The sequence below is a fragment of the Prevotella heparinolytica genome (assembly GCF_002998535.1).
In the GTDB taxonomy this organism is placed as follows: Bacteria; Bacteroidota; Bacteroidia; order Bacteroidales; family Bacteroidaceae; genus Bacteroides; species Bacteroides heparinolyticus.
Map to the genome: position 1 here is coordinate 869,762 of NZ_CP027234.1, position 24,075 is coordinate 893,836.

The window sequence follows — 24,075 nt, forward strand, 5'->3', positions numbered from 1 at the left end:
CTTAAAGAGGCAATTTATAAGTTATCGTATAAGATACTCCCATTGTGCTGGAACCGTATTTCCCAAAACCCGGCACATACCATGGATCACCATGTTCATCGGGTGTGGTAGATAATTTGAATTTGAAGCGTAAGGACCATCCCATATAGAAGGCCTTCCATATATGAGCCTTGATACCTACGCATAATTCCGCCCATTGCATGGCGCTTTTCATGTCTTTATGCACATAAGGGTGGCTACCTCCCCAGATATTATCTTCCAAGTTCGGGTTACCCACTGTGCCGCCATATACAGGGTCGTCCAGTTGTGCTGCTGCTATGTCGTATTTGAAGCTACTTGCACCATAACGCAAGCCTACAAGCAGCATGTGCCCATGTTTTTTCTTGTACAGTGCATTATAGTCCATTCCTATGCGAAGGTAGGGAGAAGAACTTTTATAATGTATCCCTTTCTCGCTCCAAGAATCGGTGCTTCCATACCCAAGTTCGAGAATGGGGAAAAAGCGGTTTTTCAGATTGATGTCCACTGATACTTCGGAACTCAGGAAGTCGCCTCCAAGGGCAGCACTGCCGAGCCCCCATAGTTCAACCCCCATAGATACACCGTTGTAGAGTGGATATACAGCTTCTTCTTTTTTATCCTTTTTCTCTTTCCGAGGCGCTTTACCTTTAGAGGATGCCGGTGCATTCTGCGCCCATAGCGGAAAGACTGTCAGCAGGCAGAGTACAAGGCTAATAGAATAATTTAAGATTTTCCTTTCCATATATGCCTGCTTCATTATTTGCTATAAAGATCGAGTCGAGAGAAGTACGGGTATAATGCACGCTTGTGATGGCTTGTTTCATCTGGTAACCACAATCCATTGACAAGAAATAGGGGGTATTGGTATGGCGGATGACCACGGTATCCCTTTTTGTTTTGCTGTATTTGAATATCAGTTTGGTGGAATCGACCGTATATCTTAATGGCAACGAAATATCGTGTACTTTCTTTTGATTATTGATGATGATAGAGTCTGTTCCATAAGCAGTTACTGTAAGGGAATCAAGCGTGTCGTTTTGTGCTATTTGGGTATCCTTGTCTATCTTATATAGATAGCATTGCACCATGCTGCGTGCTGCCATGGAGCAATCGGCTTCTTCCGAGCAGGAAAGCACTATGCCAAGTAAAGGACATAGGATACCACCGAGTATTATAAATCTGACTAGATTTTTCATCGTTAAATTGTTTTTTCTATTTGATACTTGTTGCGTTCGGGTGCATTGCGTGAAATCAGTTCTCCGAGAAATCCTGCTACAAAAAGTTGGGTGCCGATAATCATCAATGTCAGCGACAGGAAGAAGTAGGGAGAGTCTGTCACTAGGCGGTAGGGCATGCCGTTGTGCATATAATACAGCTTACTGGCACCTACAATGATGACGGCAATGAATCCAAAGATAAACATCAACGAACCTAGCAAGCCGAAGAAGTGCATTGGTTTTATTCCAAACGTAGAGAGGAACCAAAGAGAAAGCAAATCCAGATATCCGTTTATGAAACGATTCAGTCCGAATTTGGTCTTTCCATATTTTCTTGCCTGATGGTGTACCACCTTCTCGCCGATTTTCCGGAAACCAGCATTTTTGGCCAAATAGGGGATATAGCGATGCATTTCACCATATACTTCTATGTTCTTTACTACATCCTTGCGGTATGCTTTCAATCCACAATTAAAGTCGTGCAGGTTCTTGATGCCTGATACGCTGCGGGCAGTGGCGTTGAAAAGTTTGGTAGGTAGCGTTTTCGACAGCGGGTCGTAGCGCTTTTGTTTCCAGCCGGATACAAGGTCATATCCTTCTTCCGTGATCATCCGGTAGAGTTCGGGTATTTCGTCCGGACTGTCTTGCAAGTCTGCATCCATCGTTATTACTACATCGCCCAATGCTTGTTCGAAGCCACAAAACAGTGCCGGAGACTTTCCGTAGTTACGGCGGAACTTAATGCCTCTTACTCTGTCCGGTGCTTGTGCCTGTAATTGTTCTATCACTTGCCACGAGTGGTCGGTGCTTCCATCGTTCACAAAAATCACCTCATACGAAAAACCGTTGGCTTTCATCACCCGTTCAATCCATGCGAACAATTCCGGAAGGGATTCCTCCTCATTGTATAGAGGTACGACAACTGAAATATCCATTTTTCTTTATTTTGATATTAACAATTTACGGTTGAGGCAGCATTACTGCTTAGGTTTCACTCTCATCTTCTCTATTTGTCTCCTCTCTTCCGTCTCATCACGAATAAAGAAATGGGAAGAGCCAATATCGATCCTATAAAGACATTCCATGACACCAACTGCATCGTGATGTCTATAGGCGTAAGTAGTCGGGCAGCCTCTAATGCTTCCCGGTATGTAGCGATATACTCGTCCATTCCCGGCGCATTGCTTTGTGCAAGTGCGTCAATCACTGTCTCGCAGGCAGTGATGATATAACCATGATCAATGAAACGGAAATAGATATAATGCGCCACGGCAGTAAGTAGGGCGGCGAACATGTACATGAAAACGGTAAATACCCATGCATGTAGAAAACTGATGCTCCCTCCACACGCCACATTGCGATACATCCGTACATAGTAGTACCCCATGAAAGGGACGCAGAACGTAAGCCCCATGAAGAGAAGGGCTAAAAAGGGAACTGTCAATCCTATGGGAAAGAGTATGAATTTCAATATCCAATACATTCCTATATAGGTACCGAATAGCATTGCATATCTCTGCATGTGTCCTTTATTCTCTGTCATTCTTTTTAGAAATAATATGCAAAGGTATAAATATAGTTGGATTCGAAAGCAAGCGAATGTGTAGTTTTTTAATAAATTAGAGGATTGGGGTAGGGACGAAAAAAAAGAAAGCAGCCGACACTTTCGTATCACCTGCTTTCTTTTGAGCCTCTTGTCGGATTCGAACCAACGACCCCGAGATTACAAATCACGTGCTCTGGCCAACTGAGCTAAAGAGGCGGGTGGGTAAGCTTACTATATCGCGCCGCTACAACCAACTACCTTTGCTGCGATCAAGCCCTGGAGGATTCGAAGGGAGCTGGCCGTATAGGACTTACCCGTTTTGCGGTTGCAAAGGTACGCTTTTTTTTGAAATGAGCAATAGGCTTCGAGTGTTTTTTGCATTTATTTTTCGGAAAAGGGCTTTCCTGGGGAGGTAGGGTCGAGAACATATTTGCTTCTTATCTTTTTCTTGTCATCTCCGTAACTATAATATATCCGGGTTCGGGATAAGAAGCAGGACGATAACCTCACACGGATACTTGTATTTTAAAGTAGAATCCCATTGGTTAACAGATGTTTACTCCTGCCCTGTCAGACACAAGTGTCTGACGGCTCAAACACCAGTGTCTGTCACGTCAGGAACTTGTGTCTGTCGGCTTGGACACTTGTGTCTGTCATGACAAAGGCTTGCAGCTGTCAAACAGGGGGCGCTCGACGTAAAAGGCTTTCTTCTCTTCTGCCTGACCATTGTAAACCGGTGCATTCAAGAAATATCCGCCCGATAGGATGCAGCCCCTCATCTTTAGAAGAAGAAACCGTCTATCCCGAATTCTGGTATAATGTTATATGTACGGAGTAGCTACGGAGTTAGTATACCTCGGACACGGAGATGATAAAAGGAAGCGGCGGAAAACCTATGAAAAAATGAAGAGTGATGGGAAATAGCTTGAAAATAAACACTATTTTTGTACAAATAAACTTGAAAACAAAATACTCATGAAAAACTCAGCATTATCATATCATATCTTTCTGCTCTTACTTTTTCTGCCTTTAGCGGGAGTTGCCGCCAGATGGAACAATTTCATCATCAATTTCGATAAAAACGTCTACGGTAAAGGTGCCCAGACGTGGCAGATAGCTCCTTATAATGAGAACTGGACTTATTTTGCCAATAAAAACGGTATGCTGCAATTTGACGGTAACGTATGGAATGTATTTCCCATGAATAATGCTTCGGATGTACGTTCCGTACTGGCTTCGGCTACCCAAAAACGCATTTATGCAGGGGGAATCAATGAGTTTGGATATTATGAGCCGAGTGTCGACGGTTCTTTGAAGTATCACTGCATGTCCGATACACTGGATAGTTCTGTCCGTCTGCTAGGAAACGTATGGGGGATACACGAGGTGGATAATATCTTGTATTTTCAAGGGGATGAATGCGTGGTGAAGTATCTGAACGGGAAGTACACGGTTATTGAGATGAATGCCAAGATAGACTGCTCCAATATGGTGAATGGCATTTTGTATATTGGCACGGATAGGGGAGTATGGCTTTTGGTGGGAAACACTTTTTTCCCTTTGCAGGGTGCTGATGAATTGGCTTCTAAACGTATACGTGGTATAATTCCATATAAAAAAGGAGTTTTGGTGGTGACGGCATATAGCGGCTTGTATTATTGCGACGGACGTAGCATGGAGCAGCTCGTCACCGGAGTCGAAGACTTTATGCGCGAGAATGAGGTGTTTTGTGTGGCCAAGAAAGATGATAGGATTGCTTTGGGGACTATTCATAAAGGTTTGTTGCTGATAGACTGCAGCACCGGACAATTGGAGTTTTTCAATGAAAATAATGGTCTTCGGAACAATACGGTGCTTTCCGTTTCTTTCGATGCCATCGGAAATCTTTGGGCGGGCCTTGATAGCGGTATAGACTACGTTTGTCTCAGTTCTCCCTTTACCAATCTTTATTCTTATCCGTACTCATATGGAACGGGTTATACGGCAGCTGTCGATAAGGAGTTTCTTTATTTGGGAACCAATCGCGGGTTGTATTACACCCGTTATCCGGTGAAGATGAATGGGAATTTGCCTGATATTCGCTCTATACCTCAGTCCAGCGGACAAGTGTGGAATCTTTGTCGTATAGGTGGTGAACTTTTCTGCTTGCACGACCGGGGCATATTCCTGATTGAGGGAACATCGATGAGGCGTATCACGGACATTGCCGGCGCATGGTGTTGTCAACTTGTAGAGGGGCATCAGGACATGATGTATATCGGGGTGTACAATGGTCTTTATTTAGTTGCCAGAAAGAATGGTGAGTGGCAGGTGGTTTGCAGAATTGAAGGAGTGAATGGCTCATGTCGCCTTTTTGAGCAAGAGAGCGAAAAGGTGATTTGGATATATAACACAGATCATGTGACCCGTGTGGAGCTGGACAATGAACTGAAAAAATCAATAAGCATAAGAGAGTATGGATTTAAAGACGGCTTTCCGGCAGGGCATGACATGTATGTGTCGAAGATTGAAGGACGCATTTGTTTTGCCACGTCGCAGGGCATCTACAAATACAATCCTCATAAGGATATCATGGAGTCTTGGCCCGACATGAACAATCTGCTGAACGGATCATCTTCTTATTTGCGGCTGTTGGAGCATAATGACCGGTTGATAAGTCTCAGTCCACATGAAATCTGCATTGCCAATCTGGGGACGTATAAACGGGGAGCGAATACAAGCATCAATCCCATTCGTCAATCGTTGATGGAGCTTGTTCCCGGTTATGAAGCGGTGATCCCCCTGTCCGATTCGTTGATGGTGATTCCTTCCGAAGAGGGGTTCGCCCTGTTCAGTATTCCGACGGCAAGAGAACGGCAAGATCACAGCCACTCCCTACATATAAAGAATATGTATTTGTCCTATCCTAAGGACTCGTTGGTGTATACAGCTAATTTTTTAGGAGAGAAGACCGTTCCTGTCATTACCTATTCGTTGAATTCCGTCCGTTTTGAGTATGCACTTCCTTTTATGGCAATGGGTGATGACGTTCGCTTCCAGTATCGTTTGAACAAAGGGAGTTGGTCGGACTTTACTACGGTACATACCAAAGAATATAGCAATTTGTCCGAGGGTGATTATGTGTTCGAGGTGAAAGCTATTTTCCCGGATGGAACAACGGCCATGGACATGATTGAGTTTCGCATACTTCCTCCGTGGTATCGCAGCGTTACTGCTTACATCTGTTACTTCATCCTGTTGTTGTTCGTCTTGCTCTATGTGTATCGCTGGGACGATGTCCGCGTGAAGCGTAAGAAACAGCAGGCTGTTGTGGAAAAAGACAAGGAGCTTCATGAAATGGAGAAGGAGTACGAAGCAGAGAAAGCTCGCCAAGAAAAGCAAATCATGCAGCTGGAAAAAGAAAGGTTGGAGTATGACCTCAAGCATAAGAGCCAGGAAATGGCCAATCTGATGATAAACTTTGTCCGCAAGAATGAAATGCTTACTGAAATCAAGTCGGAAATCATCAAGGTGGCTGCCATGCTCAAGGGGGAAGGAGTCCGTGAAAGCAAGCAGCAACTCATCCTTATCAATAGCAAGATAGATTCGAACATTCAAAGCGATGAAGTCTTGAAACGTATTGAAGAACAGTTCGACTTGATACACAACAATTTTATGAAACGTCTTCACGAAAAGCATCCCGAACTCTCGAATAACGAACGCATGATGTGTGCTTATTTGAAGATGAACCTTTCCACCAAAGAGATAGCGCCTTTACTGAACCTCTCCGTGCGCGGTGTGGAGACCATTCGCTACCGTCTGCGCAAGAAGTTTGGCCTGGAAAGGGAAGACAATCTGACGGATTATCTGGAAAATCAATTGTAGACTATCGCCGTTTTTGACGGGGGCAGTCCCGAAATTCCGCGAACGGTGTTCCTCCTTTTTATAACCTTAAGTATTTCCGAAGCTGTTTAAAAATGAATTAAAATAATTACTATGTGAACATTTAGGGACATTCAATAAATAGCTTCTTATATGAGGAAATACAAAGAACCATATCATACTCGACATTAGAGTAATGATATGGTTCTTTAAAATTATTAAGCTTTTTATGCTCGTTCTTATTTGATGATCTCCAATGCCTTAAAACATTTAGTCAATTTTTCTACGGCATAATCCACTTGTTCTACTGTGTGGGTAGCCATTAATGCTACGCGCACCAATGTGTCTTGAGGAGCACATGCGGGTGGAATAACCGGATTAATGAATATACCTTCATCAAAGGCTAACTTTGTCACAATAAAGGTTTTTTCCGTATCACGTACATAAAGAGGAATGATAGGAGACTCTGTTTCGCCGATTTCAAAACCTGCATCACGGAATTTCTTTAAGGCATAATTGGTTATATCCCACAAACGTTGAATACGTTCCGGTTCGGATTTTATAATGTGAAGAGCCTCACGGGCGGCAGCGGTTGCCGCCGGAGTGCTGCTTGCTTGGAATATATAGGAGCGGGCATTGTGGCGTAGCCAATTGATAACATCTTTGTCTCCGGCAATAAAACCGCCGATGGAAGCCAATGACTTACTGAATGTACCCATTATCAAGTCAACATCGTCTGTAACGCCGAAATGGTCGCAAACGCCACGACCTTGTCTTCCGAATACTCCCAAACCATGAGCCTCGTCTACATAAATACTGGCATTATATTTTTTCTTCAAACGAACAATTTCAGGTAAATTGGCCAAGTCTCCTTCCATAGAAAAGACTCCATCGACAACGATTAATTTTACAGCATCGGGCTCACATTTTTGAAGTTCTTTCTCAAGAGCTTCCATATCATTATGCTTGTATTTTAACTGTGTGGCAAATGTCAGACGACGTCCATCCACGATAGAGGCATGATCACGGTCATCACAGATGATATAATCTCCACGTCCCACAACTGCAGGAATGATACCTTCGTTTACGGTAAATCCGGTAGAGAAACAAAGTGCCTCATCTTTTCCAACGAACTCGGCTAACTCTTTTTCCAGTTCCACATGAATATCAAGGGTGCCGTTAAGAAAGCGGGAACCGGCACAGCCTGTGCCATATTTTTCCGTAGCGGCTATTGAAGCGTCAATAATACGTTTGTCGTATGTCAGTCCCATATACGCATTAGAACCAAACATCAGGACTTTTTTACCATCCATCATAACTTCTGTATCCTGATGGCTGTTAATAGTGCGGAAATAAGGATATACACCTTTTGCCATAAACTGTTGCGGCAAGTCGTATTTCGCAAATTTGTCTTGTAATAAACCCATGAAATATCTTTTATATTATGAATATTTAATCCGATTAAATACGAGTCTTAAAAAACAGGGGGCAAAGATAGCAAAATATGTCGGTATATTGTGCTATTTGTTTCAAAAAACTATTTGTATTCATTTTAAGACATGTCATATTATTATTTTCTCAGATATTTGTAGTACATTTGCCGGTTAGAAAATCTGCATAGCACAACTCTTGCATGAGCGAAAACAAAGAGAAAATAGTATTTATTATAAACCCTATATCTGGTACCCAAAACAAAGAAGCGATTCTGAAATGGATTGGCGAGAAGCTGGATAAGGAGAAGTATGTACAAGAGGTTCTTTATACTGAGCGGGCAGGGCATGCAGTAGAGATAGCTGCGCAAAAGGCGAAAGAAGGAGTGCATGCGGTCATTGCAATCGGGGGAGACGGTACGATAAACGAAATCGCCCGTTCATTGGTACATACTAAAACGGCGTTGGGCATAATTCCTTGCGGTTCCGGTAATGGGCTTGCCCGTCATCTGCAAATTCCGATGGAAGCTAAAAAAGCAGTCGACATCATCAATGAGGGGGTGATAGAACTCATTGATTATGGAAAAATCAATGAATTGCCCTTTTTCTGTACCTGCGGTGTAGGGTTTGATGCTTTTGTAAGCCTGCAATTCTCCAAAGCGGGAAAGAGGGGGCCGCTCACTTATTTGGAGAAGACTTTGCTTGAGAGCCTGAAGTATCGGCCGGAAACTTATGAGCTGGAAATGGATGGCAGCACTTTACGCTATAAGGCGTTCTTAATAGCCTGCGGAAACGCTTCGCAATATGGAAATAACGCATACATCACTCCTCAGGCCACATTAAATGACGGACTGCTGGATGTAACTATACTTGAACCTTTTACGGTCCTTGATGTTCCTTCATTGTCTTTCCAGTTATTCAACAAGACCATCAATCAGAATAGTCGTATCAAAACTTTTCGTTGCCAAACGTTGCAAATCCATCGCTCCAAGCCGGGAGTTGTTCATTTCGATGGCGATCCGATGATGGCCGGAGAAAACATTGATGTGAAAATAGTAAAGAAAGGCTTGCAAGTCATTGTTCCTCGGGATGTGGAGAAAGAGACGACAAACGTGTTGCAGCGAGCACAAGACTATATCAACGGATTGAAACAAATCAATGATGCTTTTGTGGAAGACATTGCACATAAAAATAAAATGATATTGGATAAGGGAAAGGAACAATTCAAGAAACTGACAAAAAAGTGAATTTTTCTTATATTATCATTTTGTAGGAAGTGTTTTTCAGAAACTTTTCTGCTGCGATAAGTCATTTGAAAGATGTTTTGTGTATTTTTGCACGATATTTTTGCAACGTCTTTAATCCGGTATGCGGAAAGAAATAAGATTGGTAAACTATAATAGTATATAAAGATGTATAGATCACACACCTGCGGAGAACTTCGTATCTCCGATGTTAATAACCAAGTGATATTGGCAGGATGGGTACAGCGTAGTCGTAAGATGGGCGGTATGACTTTTGTCGATCTTCGCGACCGTTACGGAATCACTCAATTGGTGTTCAATGAAGAAGTGAATGCTGAACTTTGTGAACGTGCCAACCGTTTGGGGCGTGAATTTGTGATTCAGGTGAGAGGAACTGTAAACGAACGCTTCAGTAAAAACAGCAATATCCCCACCGGTGACATCGAAATCATCGTGTCGGAACTGAATGTTCTGAACTCATCTCTGACTCCTCCTTTCACTATTGAAGAAAACACTGATGGAGGCGATGATATTCGGATGAAGTATCGCTATCTGGATCTTCGCCGTGCCAACGTGCGTAGTAACCTGGAACTCCGTCATAAGATGACGATTGAAGTTCGCAAATACTTGGATAATCAGGGATTTATTGAAGTTGAAACTCCGATTTTGGTAGGATCTACTCCTGAAGGTGCCCGTGACTTTGTTGTTCCTTCACGCATGAATCCGGGGCAATTCTATGCTTTGCCGCAAAGCCCGCAAACATTGAAACAGTTGTTGATGGTTTCCGGTTTTGATCGTTATTTCCAGATTGCCAAATGTTTCCGTGATGAAGATTTGCGTGCCGACCGTCAGCCGGAATTTACGCAAATAGACTGTGAGATGTCTTTCGTGGAGCAAGATGACATTATCAACCTTTTCGAAGGTATGGCAAAATATCTGTTTAAGGAAATCCGTGATGTGGAAATAACCGAACCTTTCGTACGTATGCCGTGGGCAGATGCCATGAAGTATTATGGTAGCGATAAGCCTGACCTGCGTTTCGGTATGAAATTCGTGGAGTTGATGGACATCTTGAAAGGACATGGCTTCTCTGTGTTTGATGATGCTGCCTATATCGGTGGTATTTGTGCAGAGGGAGCTGCGCACTATACACGCAAGCAATTGGATGCCTTGACCGAATTCGTGAAAAGACCGCAAATCGGAGCAAAAGGCATGGTATATGCCCGTGTAGAGGCAGATGGCAATGTGAAATCGAGTGTAGATAAATTCTATTCTCAAGATATATTACAAGAAATGAAGGCCGCTTTCGGTGCCAAACCGGGTGACTTGATGTTGATTTTGAGCGGCGATGATGTAATGAAGACGCGCAAGCAGCTGAACGAATTGCGCCTTGAGATGGGTAACCAGCTTGGATTACGTGATAAGAATAAATTCTCTCTTTTGTGGGTAGTAGATTTCCCGATGTTTGAGTGGAGTGAAGAAGAAGGCAGGTTGATGGCCATGCATCACCCATTTACACATCCTAAAGATGAGGATATACCTTTGTTGGATACTAATCCGGCTGTTGTTCGTGCCGATGCATACGATATGGTGTGCAACGGTATCGAATTAGGCGGTGGATCTATTCGTATTCATGATGCGCAGCTGCAAGCGAAGATGTTCGAAATTTTGGGATTCACACCCGAAAAGGCTCAGGAACAGTTCGGCTTCTTGATGAATGCCTTTAAATATGGCGCACCTCCCCATGGTGGTTTGGCTTATGGTCTGGACCGTTGGGTTAGCATTTTCGCCGGACTTGACAGTATTCGTGACTGTATTGCATTCCCGAAGAACAACAGCGGACGCGATGTCATGCTGGATGCTCCGTCCGTCATTGATCAAAAACAATTGAACGAACTGAACCTGATTGTCGAAATCAAAGAATAAAAGTGAGTCAGGCATTTTATGTTTCTTTTAGGTACGAATTATGTGGAATTTCATGTTTTTATCCATGCATGATCCACGTAATTCGTGCCTAAATATTTTCTGACTCAGATGCTTTTTTAATCTAAAAATCTTTTTGTTAACCCTTCGTAGGCATCAATCCTGCGATCGCGCAAAAACGGCCACCAGCGACGCACGTTTTCCGAACGCTCCAAATCGACTTCAACAATCATGTTTTCTGAACGTTCGTTTCCTGCTTGTGCCAGAAACTCGCCTTGCGGTCCTACAACGAAACTGTTTCCCCAAAACAAAATTCCTCCCGTTGCGCCGGAAAGATCGGGTTCGTGCCCAACACGATTCACGGAAACAACCGGCAAACCATTGGCTACGGCATGGCCGCGTTGCGATATAATCCATGCATTAAGTTGGCGGTCTTGTTCTTCTTTCGTATCATTACTATCCCAGCCAATGGCGGTGGGATATATCAATATCTCCGCACCTTTCAGTGCCATGATGCGGGCAGCTTCCGGATACCATTGATCCCAGCAGACCAATACGCCGAGTTTACCCAAAGAGGTCTGTATAGGCTCGAATCCGATATCTCCGGACGTAAAATAGAATTTTTCGTAATAAGCCGGATCGTCGGGGATATGCATTTTCCGATACTTGCCGGCGATGCTTCCGTCGGTGTCGAAAACAACGGCTGTATTGTGGTATAAACCGGGGGCGCGTTTCTCAAACAAAGAGGTCACCAACACAATATGGTTGGCGGTAGCCAATTCCGAATAGAATCCCGTAGAAGGTCCCGGAATAGGTTCTGCCAAGTCAAATAGTTTCGTATCCTCTGTCTGGCAGAAGTATAAAGAGTTGTGTAGCTCTTGCAATACCACCATTTGAGCACCGTGTGCAACGCACTCTTCAATATTCTTGGCCAGATTCATCAGATTTGTTCGCAGGTCTGCAACATTATTTTGCTGAATGACACCCACTTTAATCTTTCTCATATATATTTATTTTTTAGATGATTACTCAACTTGCTCTATTATTCTAACACGTCTGTCTATGTTTATTTTAACACGCTTGCAGGATATTGCATGGTGACGCAGTGCAGAGATCCGTGCTGTTTAATCAAAGCTCGACAATCTATACCTATGATTTCACGATCAGGAAAGGCTTCTTGCAGTATCTCTCCGGCACGTATATCGTTTTCCGGTTGGCGATAGGTAGGATAAAGTACAGCTTCGTTTATAATCAAGAAGTTGGCGTATGTGGCAGGAAGACGCTCACCCCCTTCTTCAATCTTATCGGCCATGGGCAATGCCAGCAGACGATATGGCTCGCCTTTCAGAGTACGAAAGGCTTTCAATTCTTCTTCCATTTTGTAAAGTGCTTCGTAATGTTCGTCTTCGGTATCGTCGCACTTCACATAGGCTATGGTGTCCGGTGAACAGAAACGGGCCAAAGTGTCGATATGGCTGTCTGTATCGTCACCTGCAAGATAACCATAATTCAGCCAAAGCACACGTTGCAAATGAAAAACGGAACGGAGATATTCTTCTATTTCCGTCCGGTTCATCTGTCCGTTGCGGTTGGGAGAAAGAAGACATTCGGAAGTTGTGAGCAAAGTGCCCATGCCGTCACTTTCAAAGGAACCACCTTCGAGCACGAATCCTAAGCGATTGACATACCTTCCTTTCAGCATACCGGCTTTTACGGCATGGCGTGTAATCAAGTTATCCTTGTCAGACGCAAACTTCAGTCCCCAACCATTGAACTTGAAGTCGAGCAGGGAAACGCCGTCAGTATCCAACATGCTTACGGCTCCGTGGTCGCGCGCCCACGTATCATTTGTTTCACACTTCAGAAAGCGGACGTTTTCCATATTGACCGTGGCTGCTATTTGCTTTTCAACGATCTCTGGTTCGGGGGTAACAATCAGCAGTTTTTCTCGTCGGGCTACCTCACGGGCTATCTCCATGAAGCATTTCCTCACCTCTTCGAGCATGTATGCCCAGTCGGTTCCGGCGTGTGGCCAGGTCAATTGAACCCCGCTTTGAAGTGCCCATTCGGCAGGTAATAGAGGAGCGTAAGTCTCCACAACAGCGTTTTGGGCAAACCGTACTTGATAATCTTTTTCTGATGCACTTCCATTTGGAAGGCCTACTGTAATTCCCATTTATTTGTCTGTTGAAGTCTTTAAAATCTATCTCTTTATACAGTTATACAAGCGTAGGCTCACACTTGTACAAGTGTAAATCATTGTCATTTAGCGGGTTTCTCATTAGGCTTTCGGTCGAAGAACGGATTCTTTGAAGATGCGCTTATCGGAATGGCGAATACCGTTTTGCATCCCTTCAGCCAGTCCAAACGTTGGACGGCAAGTCCGGCCGAAAACATTACACGAGTATCGACACGCATATCGGCCGCCATAGCACAAGCCGAACCTATGGCAATACCTACATCTATCGTGTTCAATGCGCATGGAATTCCTTTTATACGTTCTCCGCAAGTGGGGAAGCCGCAATGTCCGCAGTTTAGTCCTTGAGCTTGCTCGTTCGTACCTATTATTATGGTACATTCGGCCTGCAAAATGTTTTCTGCATCCCGAAGAAAGAATTTCATGCCAAGCTCTTCTGCCATTTCGACCATTTTTGCCGAAAGTTTTTTAAGGTCTTCACCCGTCACCAAGGCTGCTTCAAGCACATCGATACCTTTTCCTTTAGGTGCGGTACGTGCGGCAGTCATCATTTGACGAGCCACATCAAGCACGTGCTCGTGCCGACAATCACGTTCATTCTGTATCATAATCTTTCCTTCCTGAATTAATTAGTGCGTCAAAGATAGCACAAATATTTTTTTGCACTATCTTTGCAATATAGAAAGATAAAAAGAAGGCCCATGTTGCAAATAGAAAATGCCGGTATCGCTTATGGTAACAACGTGCTTTTTTCAGGATTTAATCTGTTATTGAACAAGGGAGAGATAGTCAGTATATCCGGTCCGTCGGGATGTGGAAAGACTTCACTGCTCAATGCCATCCTCGGATTTGTCCCGTTGAAAGAAGGGCGTATCATATTGAATGGCATTTTGCTGAATAAAGAAAGTGTTGACAAGGTGCGTAAACAGATAGCTTGGATTCCTCAAGAGCTGGCATTACCGTTGGAGTGGGTGAGAGACATGGTACAACTACCTTTCGGCTTGAAGGCAAATCGAAGTACTCCTTTTTCCGAATCTCGATTGTTTGCTTGTTTTGAAGACTTGGGGTTGGAACGGGAGTTGTACGATAAACGGGTTAATGAAATATCCGGCGGACAGCGTCAACGCATGATGATAGCCGTGGCCTCCATGATTGGCAAGCCTTTGATTATTGTCGACGAACCGACTTCTGCTCTTGATTCAGGTTCTTCGGAGAAGGTGATTTCTTTTTTCCGAAAGCAAGCGGAAAAAGGAAGTGCCGTATTGACAGTGTCTCACGACAAAAGATTTGCCGATGGATGCGACCGGCACATTATCATAATGTAATTTATTACTGTTATCAAACAGCACGTATATAAAAAATTGGAAACAATAGACATCTCATATCTCAGTTTAGGCATCGGATTATTGCTGTTGTTGATACCGCTGTTTTACATTTGGAAGTTCAAGACAGGACTATTGCATGCTACCGTGATAGGTACGGTTCGTATGATTGTACAATTGTTCTTTATAGGAGTATATTTGAATTATCTTTTTCTGTGGGACAATCCGTGGATAAATTTTCTGTGGGTGATTGTCATGATATTCGTCGCGTCGCAAACGGCATTGGCACGCACACAGTTGAAACGAAAAATACTGCTTCTTCCTATCTCCGCAGGATTTCTATGCAGTGTAGTGTGCGTGGGATTATTTTTTATCGGAATTGTTTTGCAGATAGAAAAAGTGTTCAGCGCCAGATATTTTATTCCCATTTTCGGTATTCTTATGGGCAATATGTTGTCCAGCAACGTAATTGCTCTCAATGCCTATTATAGTGGCTTGAAACGCGAACAGCAACTTTACCGTTATCTTCTTGGGAATGGAGCTACAAGAGCAGAAGCGCAAGCCCCCTTCATTCGTCAAGCCATCATCAAAGCCTTCAGCCCACTGATTGCCAACATCTCTGTAATGGGATTGGTTGCTTTTCCCGGAACCATGATAGGACAGATATTGGGAGGCAGCAGTCCGAATGTAGCCATCAAATATCAAATGATGATTATGGTCATCACCTTCACCGCATCCATGCTTTCTCTGATGATTACCATCTCTTTGGCCTCTCGAAAGTCTTTCGACGCCTATGGCAAACTGCTGTCGGTGATGGTGGAAAAGAAAGAACATAAATAGTTGCAAACTGCATAAATATTTATAGGTATGACTTTTTTATCCGGAACTTTTTTTAATCCGTTGATTTTTCCTATATTTGCGGCCAAGTTTTCTGGTTACAATGAAAATTAAAGAAATAGTAAGCGCCCTTGAACGGTTCGCGCCTCTGCCATTGCAAGACGGATTTGATAATGCCGGCGTGCAAATCGGATTGACAGATGCGGAAGCAACAGGGGCTTTGTTGTGTCTTGACGTTACCGAAGCCGTATTGGATGAAGCGATTTCATTGGGATACAACTTTGTCATCGCCCATCATCCCCTCATCTTTAAAGGGTATAAATCCATCACGGGCAGAGATTATGTAGAGCGATGCATCTTGAAAGCTATCAAGAATGATATTGTTATCTATGCAGCCCATACCAACTTGGATAATTCGCCGGGAGGGGTGAATTTCAAAATGGCCGAGAAGATAGGATTGAAGAATGTACGAATTTTGGAGGCAAAGGAAAACGCTTTGATAAAGTTGGTTACATTTGTTCCAGAGGCGCAGGCGGAAACGGTGCGAAAAGCCTTGTTCGAGGCCGGATGCGGACATATCGGCAACTATGATTCTTGCAGTTATAATTTGGAAGGAGAGGGAACGTTCCGTGCACAAGAGGGTACGCATCCTTATTGTGGGGAGATAGGGAAATTGCATACGGAGAAAGAAATGCGCATTGAAACGATACTTCCGGTCTATAAAAAAACGGAAGTTGTCAAGGCTTTGATGGCAGTGCATCCATATGAAGAACCGGCTTTCGATCTATATCCTCTTCAAAATTCGTGGACGCAAGCCGGAGCCGGTGTCATAGGAGAACTTGAAGCATCGGAAACGGAACTAGAGTTTCTGAAACGAATCAAGAAAACCTTTGAAGTAGAATGTCTGAGGTATAACAAACTGTTCGGAAGAGAAATCAGGACAGTTGCGTTATGTGGAGGTGCGGGCGCCTTTTTAATGCCGCTTGCCATACGCAACGGGGCAGATGTCTTTATTACGGGCGAAATAATGTATCACGATTACTTCGGGCATGATTCTGATATACTGCTGGCAGAGATAGGACATTATGAAAGTGAACAATATACGAAAGAAATTTTTTATACGATAATCAGGGATGCGTTTCCTTATTTTGATATTCAAATAACCAAAGTAAATACAAATCCCATAAAATACTTATAAGTAAAATGGCTAAAGAAGCAAAGAAAGATCCTCAGGAATTGACCGTGGAACAAAAGCTGAAAGCTTTGTTCCAATTGCAGACTATGTTGTCTAAGATTGATGAAATAAAGACGTTGAGAGGTGAGCTTCCGCTGGAGGTGCAAGACTTGGAAGATGAGATTGCCGGTCTCAGTACACGTATTGACAGAATCAAAGCAGAAGTTTCCGAACTGAAATCATCCATCGCCGGGAAAAAAGTCGAAATTGAAGCAGCAAAGGCTTCTGTTGCAAAATATAAAGACCAGCAAGATAATGTACGTAATAATCGGGAGTATGATTTCTTGAGTAAAGAAATTGAGTTCCAGACTTTGGAAATAGAGTTATGCGAAAAGCGTATCAAAGAGTTTGCCGAACAGGAAGTGGAAAAATCCAAGGAAGTGGCCGATAGTTCTGCCGCTTTGGAGGAAAGACAAAAAGACCTTGAGGTGAAGAAAAGCGAATTGGACGAAATCATTTCTGAGACGAAGCAGGAAGAAGAAAAGTTGAGAGACAAAGCCAAAGATCTTGAAACCAGAATAGAACCGAGGTTGCTTCAGTCATTCAAGCGCATTCGTAAAAACTCACGTAACGGACTTGGCATTGTATATGTACAGCGCGATGCCTGCGGCGGTTGCTTCAACAAGATTCCACCTCAGAGACAATTGGATATTCGTTCGCGCAAGAAAATCATCGTTTGCGAATACTGCGGACGCATTATGATTGACCCTGAATTGGCGGGCATAACTTCCGAACAAAAAACTGAGACAGCAAAGGAAAAGCCGACAAGAACAAGAAAGAAAGCGGCAAACTCCGAAGAATAATTGCCCCTGTAAATAATGTAAAAGCGGTGACAGATAGAATTCTGTGCCGCTTTTTTGTTCGATGGCGTAAGTTTGGGAGGACAATTATTTTCTTCATTTCTTATTCAGATGGATACGTATGATGCCTCCATAGGGAGTTAATGCCCTGAAAGCCTCTTCTACATGGATGATTCCGGCATAAATTTGTGCGCAAATCAGTACGCCTCCATGTGCAAAGATGGCTACTTTCTTGTATGGTTTCTGTTTAAGTTCGTCCAGAAAACCACTGACGCGTTGATATTGCATGGCAAATGACTCTCCGCCTGTGGCAGCCACGTTCAGATAGTCAGCATACCACTCCTTCAAGCGAGGGTCGTTATTATGGTCAAAAGGCTTCATTTCCCAACTGCCGAAGTTTATCTCCATGAGGCGATTGTCGTGTTCGGCATCGGGATAACCGCAAAATGAGGCGAGGCGGACACACCGTGTCAACGGACTTGTGTAGACATGTTCGAAGGGAAAATACTCCTTCAGATTTTCCGCTGTCACGGAGGCTTCTTCTTTAAACGTTGCTTTTAAGGGTACATCTGTCTGCCCGTAACATACACCCGGCGGCACATCTACCGAAGTGTGGCGAATCAAGATTATTTCCATTGTATAGGTAGCTTCTATTGTTGAATTGTTACTGTGTCACTGATAAAAGGAACTTTACCTTATGTAGAATGACAAATCATACCAATCAACCATTTATATATGTAAGGTTTATCAGTATCAGACTTCCTATATAGAACGATAGTTCGCAAAGCAGAAAAGTGGCTCCGCAACAGTCACCCGTATATCCTTGCAAGCGTCGTTTCATCAGTAGGCATAACAAGGCAAAGGTGAATATGGGGAAGAAAGCGGCAACCCATATCTTTGCAGGCAATAGTACCGCAAGTGGTAGCAGGCCGACAATGAGACAAACGAATAATTCGCCGATAGTCATACGATTGTATAAAACTCCGGTTTTACTTTCTCCTTCATTGCGGGCGTAAGGTAAGAAGTTGACAATCTGAGAAGCGCAACATTTGCTCCAGCAGTCTCCGCAGAATACAAGGATACAAAGGCTGTGGAGCGGAAGATGATGCAATTGCCATAAAAGCAGGAAATAGCAAATCAGTCCGATGACTCCGTAACTGCCAATATGAGAATCTTTCATGATGGAAAGTGTATGCTCGCGTGTCTTTCCTCCGCCAAAACCATCGAAGAAATCGGCCAGACCATCTTCGTGCAAACATCCGCTGACGAGCAGGCGGCTCACAATAGCTATTCCCCATGCTGTCGGCAGCGGCAAAACCTGAGCTGTCAACCATAATGTTGTCACCATTATGCCACCCGTCAACCAACCCACGAGCGGCCAATAGGGGACTATGTGTTTGAAACTATCGGTCGGTACTTCTTTTATTCTCCAGAAAGGTAATCGGGTGAGTAATATGAATGCTGCCAGAATGTTGTTCATGGTTTACGTTGAGAATCTATGGTAATCTATTCTTTATTAAAAATTGTTTGTCCAGGATGTGTCGGATTAAAAATATTTCGTAATAGAAGCATGTGCAAAATTATCCATTTCATTAATCATCCTTACGGCGGAGTCTACAATGGGATATGCACATATTGCTCCCGTACCTTCTCCCAAACGCAAGTCCAGATTCAGTAACGGTTTGGCGTGCAAAGAATCGAGTACAAGCCTGTGTCCTGTTTCGTTTCCGCAATGCCCGAAGATGGCATAGTCTTTCACTTCCGGATGGAGCATGGAAGCGGCAAGGAGGCAATTGGTCATGATGAATCCGTCCACCAATATAATCATTTTCAATTCTGCCGCTTGCAGCATGGCACCTACGGCCATCACCATTTCCAAACCGCCGAAGTGACGCATGATGTCGCGTACGGAGCCGTTTCCTTTATAATTATCCATTGATTGCTTTAATACTTCGTATTTGTGACGGATGCCCATATGGTCGAGGCCGCTGCCTGCTCCTACACATTGCTCTAACGGAATGTCGGTAAAGCAACTCATCCATAAAGAAGACGAAGAGGTATTTCCTATACCCATTTCACCGAAACTGAGGATGTTGCTGCCTTCGTTGTGACATAGGCGCACCACCTCGGCGCCTCGTTCCATACATTGTTCCATTTCTTCTTCGGTCATAGCGGCTTCGTGTAGATAATTTCGCGAACTTTTGCGCACTTTCATATTGATAATGCCCTTTTCATACGGCAGGTCGTAGTCCACGCCGGCATCTACTATTTTCAATACGAATCCATGTTGCCGGCAAAGAAAGTTTACACCTGCCCCTCCGTGTAGGAAGTTGCTGATTTGTTGCCAAGTGATTTCTTTGGGCGACAAGCTCACTCCTTCTTCTACAATGCCATGGTCGGCCGCAAAGATAATGTTCTGTGGATGTCTCAGGGTAGGGGATAAGGTTTGCTGTATAAGACCGATTTGCAGTGCCAATTCCTCCAACATGCCCAGAGAACCTTTGGGTTTGGTAAGGTTGTTGATTTTGTCTGTCAATGCGGCACGGATAGATTCGTCCGGATGAGTGATATGGAATGTTTTCATTAGTATTTTCTTGTTTAAAACCCTAATAAGGTTTGTTTATTCATTATTTGATTACTATTTGCAGTTGGTTATCTCGTCATTTTTTTACTTGCATCGGAATGCCTGCCACCATCAATATCACCTCATCGGCGCGGGAGGCAATATATTGATTCATCCATCCCTGCATATCCGTGAACTTCTGTTGTAGTTTGTTCTCGGAAACCCCACCCATACCAATCTCATTGGTTACGAAAATGAAAGTAGCCTCTTGCTCGGTGAAACGGTTGAACTCCTCTTTAGCTGCGGCAAGTGCCTGCTCGGTATCGGAATTCATATCAAAAAAGAAGTTGGTGCACCATAGAGTGACGCAGTCTATCAAAACCACCTTTTCAGCCAATCGGTGGCGACTGAGTTCTTTCTCTTCTTCAATATTGATCCATTCCGCTCCCCGCCGTTTCTGATGCTGTTCCACTCTTTTCCTAAAATCGTCATCCCAAATGCGTGCCGTGGCAATATACACAGGGGTGGGCGAAAGGCTGAGTGCCAATTTCTCGGCATACGTGCTTTTACCGGAACGGGACCCTCCGGTGATTAGTATGATTCGCTTCATAATGCTGCATCTGCTTGATTTATGGAGCAAATATATATGATTTCTATGGCAAAGGCAAGGATGTCTCATGATATTATGGAATTAACCTTTTAAAGATAGGAGTAGGTTTTATAGAGAATACTCTCGTTTTTATCTTGTATGATATTAGTTCCTGTTTTTCAATTACAAACATAGGAACTTATGGGGAAGATAATTTAGAAACACGAAATATTTAAGAAAATGCTTGTTTCTTTCGGGAAGATTTTATTACCTTTGCAGCCACTTAAGTAGATATAAAGAATGCGGCAGTAGCTCAGTTGGTAGAGCATCAGCTTCCCAAGCTGAGGGTCACGAGTTCGAGTCTCGCTTGCCGCTCTGTCTGAGAATGTGAGGTTGTGCCAACGTTTTGACACAACCTCTTTCATAATAAAAAAAGTCCCATAATACCCCTTCATTATTCAGCAGTTAATCAGATATGCTGACCCCATCGTACCCACTCTACAAATTGGCCGACAAAATAGATTGGGAGAAATTCGATACGGCTTTCAGCCCTTTGTCTTGTCAGAACGATGGTCGCCCGAGTAAGCCGATTCGTTTGATGTTCTCTGCAATAACACGGGAGAGCTCATAACTTTCTGTCTCACACCGGCCAGCGTGGATGACAGGGACAAACGGGTGTGGCCTGTTTTTACAAAAGTCCTGTACGGAAAGGTTTTTGTCGACAGGGGCTATATCAAACAGGAACTTTTTGAGGAACTCTTTCAACGGGGGATACATCTTCTACACGGATTGAAAGCAAAGATGAAGAACAAACCAATGCCGATATATGACAAGGTCATGCTGTGCAAGAGAAGGAGAGGTTCTTATCCCGAACCGGCGTATAAGTTCATCCATGTCCCTCATCCCCTCCACACTTCATCGTCCGCAACTCCGCACTTTGTCACCCGTAAGCCCGCACTTCGGCTTCCGTAGCCCCGCACTTCACCGTCTGCAATCTCACACCTCGCACCCGTTGCGCCCTCACGTTATGGCTCATGCGGTGTGGCGTTTCTCCACCTCCTCCACCTTAAGAGGAGGAATTATATGGAGGAGGTATTTTCTATTCTCTTCTTCTCTATTCTTTTCTTCTCTCGCGCGCGCGAGGGGAGATAGGTGTGGTAACTCGCTAAGGAACTGCTTGTTATCTCGCTTTTTGCCTCTTTTCGGGCTGCTTGCCGACTGCGAGTCAGCTCGCAGTCGGCAAGCAGTCGGCTACAAGTTTGTCCGGAGTCGCCGCGCAAGCTTCGGACACTTCCGTAGTAGTGGCAGGGGAAGCTGCCGCCTGAAAATCCCCGTCTTCTTCTACAAGCGAGCTTGCTTTTTCGGCAAGCGGCCCTGTTTCTTCGGGCATCGGTTGTGTCTCTTCGGCAACCTTCATCCTATCCGTCATCACCTCCTCTTCTTCCGCTTCTCTCTTGGCAGTATTTTTCTTTGACACTTCCGCTTTCTGCTATTTGAATCTTATAAAAAACAATACCCAACTTTACATATAGGGTGTAAAATTGGGTATTGTTTTATAAATTATTGATTTTCAATATTTATTGCGGTGCGTACGGGACTCGAACCCGTGACCCCATGCGTGACAGGCATGTATTCTAACCAACTGAACTAACGCACCATTTATTGCTTTTCGGTATCTCTCTCGATTGCGGTTGCAAAGGTAGATATTTCTTTGAAATCTGCAATAGCTTGAAAGAAAAAAATATCTTTATTTTTTATATCGATTGATTATGTGAGATTTATATTACCTTTGCGAAGCTAAATTAATATTGAAAATTATGAAAAATACTCCTATCGAACGTCAGTTAGTAGATAAAGCTATCGAAGATTTTCATATTGCAGATTTTGCAAAAGCAACCATACGCGAAGTGAAAGCCATTGCTGCTAAAGTGGAAGCCACATCGGGGGTGGAATTTATTAAAATGGAGATGGGAGTACCAGGCCTGCCACCTTCCAGCGTTGGAGTGAAAGCTGAAATCGAGGCCTTAAAGAATGGTATTGCCAGTCTTTATCCGGATATTAATGGATTACCTTCCTTGAAAGAAGAAGCCTCACGCTTCATCAAAGCTTTTATCAATGTAGATGTAGCTGCCGAAGGGTGCGTACCCGTGACCGGCTCTATGCAGGGGACTTTTGCTTCGTTCCTCACTTCTTGTCAGTGTGACGAAAAGAAAGATACCATTCTCTTCATTGATCCCGGCTTTCCGGTACAAAAGCAGCAATTGGTAGTAATGGGATATAAATTTGAGACTTTCGATGTGTATGAATATCGTGGAGATAAACTAAAGTATAAACTTGAAAGTTATCTCCGCAAAGGTAATATTGCAGCGATTATTTACTCCAATCCGAATAATCCCAGCTGGATCTGCCTAAAAGAAGAAGAATTGCGTATCATTGGCGAACTTGCCACCTTGTATGATACCATTGTTTTAGAAGATCTTGCGTATTTTGCCATGGACTTCCGTCAAGACCTGAGCCAACCTTTCCAGGCACCTTATCAACTTTCTGTGGCACACTATACCGATTATTATGTGCTGCTTATCTCTGGTTCCAAGGCATTCAGCTATGCGGGGCAGCGTATCGGAGTGAGTTGTATTTCTGATAAACTTTATAATCGTACCTACCCCGGACTGACTAAACGATATGGCGGCGGTACTTTCGGTACGGTGTTCATCCACCGGGTATTGTATGCGCTCTCCTCAGGAACCAGCCATTCGGCACAATATGCCTTGGCCGCAATGTTGAAGGCTGCCAATGAGGGGAAATATAATTTCCTTGATGAGGTGAAAGTATATGGTGACCGTGCGAACCGTCTCAAACAGATTTTTTTGCGCCATGGTTTCCATTTGGTATACGATAATGACCTTGGTGACCCTATTGCCGATGGATTCTACTTTACCATTGGTTATCCGGGAATGAGCAGTGGCGAACTTGCCAAAGAATTGATGTATTACGGAGTTAGTGCCATCTCTTTGGTCACTACAGGAAGTAATCAGGAAGGACTGCGTGCATGTACTTCTTTTATATACGATCACCAATATGCTCTATTGGATGAGCGAATGGCTGTTTTTGCAGCAAATCATCCCATTGAATAAGGTGGAGGACACAAGGAATATTTCCGTCATATCAGAGCCTATTTAGGATTTACTTACAAGGAATCTTGAGTAAAAATAAAATAGGCTCTTAAAATAATAATCTGTTAAGAAAAGCGTGCTTGGTTAAAAAAAATAACTGATTTTGGTTGCTCGTTGT

At 43.6% G+C, this 24,075-nt stretch carries 21 protein-coding genes, 3 tRNA genes and 1 pseudogene; 10 read left to right on the forward strand and 15 right to left on the reverse strand.

The window, feature by feature from the left end:
- Position 1 precedes the first annotated feature (1 nt).
- From C3V43_RS03570 to C3V43_RS03590, 5 genes are all read right to left on the reverse strand, one after another.
- The gene (locus C3V43_RS03570; protein WP_106068628.1) at positions 2 to 763 is read right to left on the reverse strand and encodes a DUF6048 family protein; all 762 of its coding nucleotides are present in this window, start codon (positions 761 to 763) and stop codon (positions 2 to 4) included.
- Complete coding sequence (locus tag C3V43_RS03575; protein ID WP_106068629.1) at positions 732 to 1,217, reverse strand: DUF6452 family protein; 486 nt, start codon at positions 1,215 to 1,217, stop codon at positions 732 to 734. The genes C3V43_RS03570 and C3V43_RS03575 overlap by 32 nt, the downstream gene beginning before the upstream one ends.
- A gap of 2 nt (positions 1,218 to 1,219) precedes the next feature.
- Positions 1,220 to 2,173, reverse strand: coding sequence for a glycosyltransferase family 2 protein (locus C3V43_RS03580; RefSeq protein WP_106068630.1), 954 nt, complete (start codon positions 2,171 to 2,173; stop codon positions 1,220 to 1,222).
- Between the two features lie 71 nt (positions 2,174 to 2,244).
- Positions 2,245 to 2,781, reverse strand: coding sequence for a DUF4199 domain-containing protein (locus tag C3V43_RS03585; RefSeq protein WP_106068631.1), 537 nt, complete (start codon positions 2,779 to 2,781; stop codon positions 2,245 to 2,247).
- Between the two features lie 145 nt (positions 2,782 to 2,926).
- Positions 2,927 to 3,000 (reverse strand) — tRNA-Thr (locus tag C3V43_RS03590).
- A gap of 759 nt (positions 3,001 to 3,759) precedes the next feature.
- On the opposite strand from C3V43_RS03590, the gene C3V43_RS03600 reads away from it, so the two are divergent.
- The gene (locus C3V43_RS03600) at positions 3,760 to 6,648 is read left to right on the forward strand and encodes a triple tyrosine motif-containing protein (protein WP_106068633.1); all 2,889 of its coding nucleotides are present in this window, start codon (positions 3,760 to 3,762) and stop codon (positions 6,646 to 6,648) included.
- 236 nt (positions 6,649 to 6,884) lie between these two features.
- On the opposite strand, the gene spt is transcribed toward C3V43_RS03600, so the two are convergent.
- On the reverse strand, positions 6,885 to 8,072 hold the full coding sequence (gene spt, locus C3V43_RS03605) for a serine palmitoyltransferase (protein ID WP_106068634.1): 1,188 nt from the start codon (positions 8,070 to 8,072) through the stop codon (positions 6,885 to 6,887).
- A 206-nt stretch (positions 8,073 to 8,278) separates the two neighbouring features.
- Here spt and C3V43_RS03615 point away from each other — a divergent pair, with 206 nt between their 5' ends.
- A complete protein-coding gene (locus tag C3V43_RS03615) occupies positions 8,279 to 9,322 on the forward strand; it encodes a diacylglycerol/lipid kinase family protein (protein ID WP_106068636.1) in 1,044 nt (347 codons plus the stop codon).
- Positions 9,323 to 9,487: 165 nt separating this feature from the next.
- Complete coding sequence (gene aspS / locus C3V43_RS03620; protein ID WP_106068637.1) at positions 9,488 to 11,245, forward strand: aspartate--tRNA ligase; 1,758 nt, start codon at positions 9,488 to 9,490, stop codon at positions 11,243 to 11,245.
- A gap of 116 nt (positions 11,246 to 11,361) precedes the next feature.
- Here aspS and C3V43_RS03625 read toward each other — a convergent pair whose 3' ends face one another.
- The 3 genes from C3V43_RS03625 to C3V43_RS03635 form a co-directional block, all read right to left on the reverse strand.
- On the reverse strand, positions 11,362 to 12,246 hold the full coding sequence (locus C3V43_RS03625; RefSeq protein WP_106068638.1) for a carbon-nitrogen hydrolase: 885 nt from the start codon (positions 12,244 to 12,246) through the stop codon (positions 11,362 to 11,364).
- Positions 12,247 to 12,308: 62 nt separating this feature from the next.
- Positions 12,309 to 13,418 carry an agmatine deiminase family protein gene (locus C3V43_RS03630; protein ID WP_106068639.1) on the reverse strand — a complete coding sequence of 370 codons (1,110 nt, stop codon included), beginning with the start codon at positions 13,416 to 13,418 and terminating at the stop codon, positions 12,309 to 12,311.
- Between the two features lie 86 nt (positions 13,419 to 13,504).
- A complete protein-coding gene (locus tag C3V43_RS03635) occupies positions 13,505 to 14,047 on the reverse strand; it encodes a ferredoxin domain-containing protein (protein ID WP_106068640.1) in 543 nt (180 codons plus the stop codon).
- 93 nt (positions 14,048 to 14,140) lie between these two features.
- Between C3V43_RS03635 and C3V43_RS03640 the strand changes: the two genes are divergently transcribed.
- The 4 genes from C3V43_RS03640 to C3V43_RS03655 all read left to right on the forward strand — a co-directional run bounded on the left by C3V43_RS03640 (position 14,141) and on the right by C3V43_RS03655 (position 17,635).
- A complete protein-coding gene (locus tag C3V43_RS03640) occupies positions 14,141 to 14,764 on the forward strand; it encodes an ABC transporter ATP-binding protein (protein WP_106068641.1) in 624 nt (207 codons plus the stop codon).
- A 36-nt stretch (positions 14,765 to 14,800) separates the two neighbouring features.
- Positions 14,801 to 15,601 (forward strand): ABC transporter permease, encoded by an 801-nt coding sequence (locus C3V43_RS03645; protein ID WP_106068642.1) that lies wholly within the window; start codon positions 14,801 to 14,803, stop codon positions 15,599 to 15,601.
- Between the two features lie 100 nt (positions 15,602 to 15,701).
- The gene (locus C3V43_RS03650; RefSeq protein WP_106068643.1) at positions 15,702 to 16,796 is read left to right on the forward strand and encodes a Nif3-like dinuclear metal center hexameric protein; all 1,095 of its coding nucleotides are present in this window, start codon (positions 15,702 to 15,704) and stop codon (positions 16,794 to 16,796) included.
- A gap of 5 nt (positions 16,797 to 16,801) precedes the next feature.
- Positions 16,802 to 17,635 carry a zinc ribbon domain-containing protein gene (locus C3V43_RS03655; protein ID WP_106068644.1) on the forward strand — a complete coding sequence of 278 codons (834 nt, stop codon included), beginning with the start codon at positions 16,802 to 16,804 and terminating at the stop codon, positions 17,633 to 17,635.
- Positions 17,636 to 17,728: 93 nt separating this feature from the next.
- Here C3V43_RS03655 and cobC read toward each other — a convergent pair whose 3' ends face one another.
- The 4 genes from cobC to cobU all read right to left on the reverse strand — a co-directional run bounded on the left by cobC (position 17,729) and on the right by cobU (position 20,805).
- Entirely contained in the window at positions 17,729 to 18,268 is a 540-nt protein-coding gene (gene cobC / locus C3V43_RS03660; protein WP_106068645.1) for an alpha-ribazole phosphatase, read from the reverse strand.
- 85 nt (positions 18,269 to 18,353) lie between these two features.
- A complete protein-coding gene (locus tag C3V43_RS03665) occupies positions 18,354 to 19,112 on the reverse strand; it encodes an adenosylcobinamide-GDP ribazoletransferase (protein ID WP_106068646.1) in 759 nt (252 codons plus the stop codon).
- A 66-nt stretch (positions 19,113 to 19,178) separates the two neighbouring features.
- On the reverse strand, positions 19,179 to 20,216 hold the full coding sequence (cobT, locus tag C3V43_RS03670) for a nicotinate-nucleotide--dimethylbenzimidazole phosphoribosyltransferase (protein ID WP_106068647.1): 1,038 nt from the start codon (positions 20,214 to 20,216) through the stop codon (positions 19,179 to 19,181).
- Between the two features lie 76 nt (positions 20,217 to 20,292).
- Complete coding sequence (gene cobU / locus C3V43_RS03675) at positions 20,293 to 20,805, reverse strand: bifunctional adenosylcobinamide kinase/adenosylcobinamide-phosphate guanylyltransferase (RefSeq protein WP_106068648.1); 513 nt, start codon at positions 20,803 to 20,805, stop codon at positions 20,293 to 20,295.
- Positions 20,806 to 21,086: 281 nt separating this feature from the next.
- Here cobU and C3V43_RS03680 point away from each other — a divergent pair.
- Together C3V43_RS03680 and C3V43_RS03690 are read left to right on the forward strand one after the other, a co-directional pair.
- A tRNA-Gly gene (locus tag C3V43_RS03680) sits at positions 21,087 to 21,159 on the forward strand.
- A gap of 225 nt (positions 21,160 to 21,384) precedes the next feature.
- Positions 21,385 to 21,636 (forward strand): annotated as a pseudogene (locus C3V43_RS03690) (transposase); the annotation flags it as partial.
- A gap of 373 nt (positions 21,637 to 22,009) precedes the next feature.
- Here C3V43_RS03690 and C3V43_RS03695 read toward each other — a convergent pair.
- Both C3V43_RS03695 and C3V43_RS03700 read right to left on the reverse strand, forming a co-directional pair.
- Entirely contained in the window at positions 22,010 to 22,261 is a 252-nt protein-coding gene (locus tag C3V43_RS03695) for a hypothetical protein (RefSeq protein WP_106068649.1), read from the reverse strand.
- A 106-nt stretch (positions 22,262 to 22,367) separates the two neighbouring features.
- A tRNA-Asp gene (locus C3V43_RS03700) sits at positions 22,368 to 22,441 on the reverse strand.
- A 160-nt stretch (positions 22,442 to 22,601) separates the two neighbouring features.
- On the opposite strand from C3V43_RS03700, the gene C3V43_RS03705 reads away from it, so the two are divergent.
- Complete coding sequence (locus C3V43_RS03705; protein ID WP_106068650.1) at positions 22,602 to 23,918, forward strand: aminotransferase class I/II-fold pyridoxal phosphate-dependent enzyme; 1,317 nt, start codon at positions 22,602 to 22,604, stop codon at positions 23,916 to 23,918.
- Positions 23,919 to 24,075: the final 157 nt, after the last annotated feature.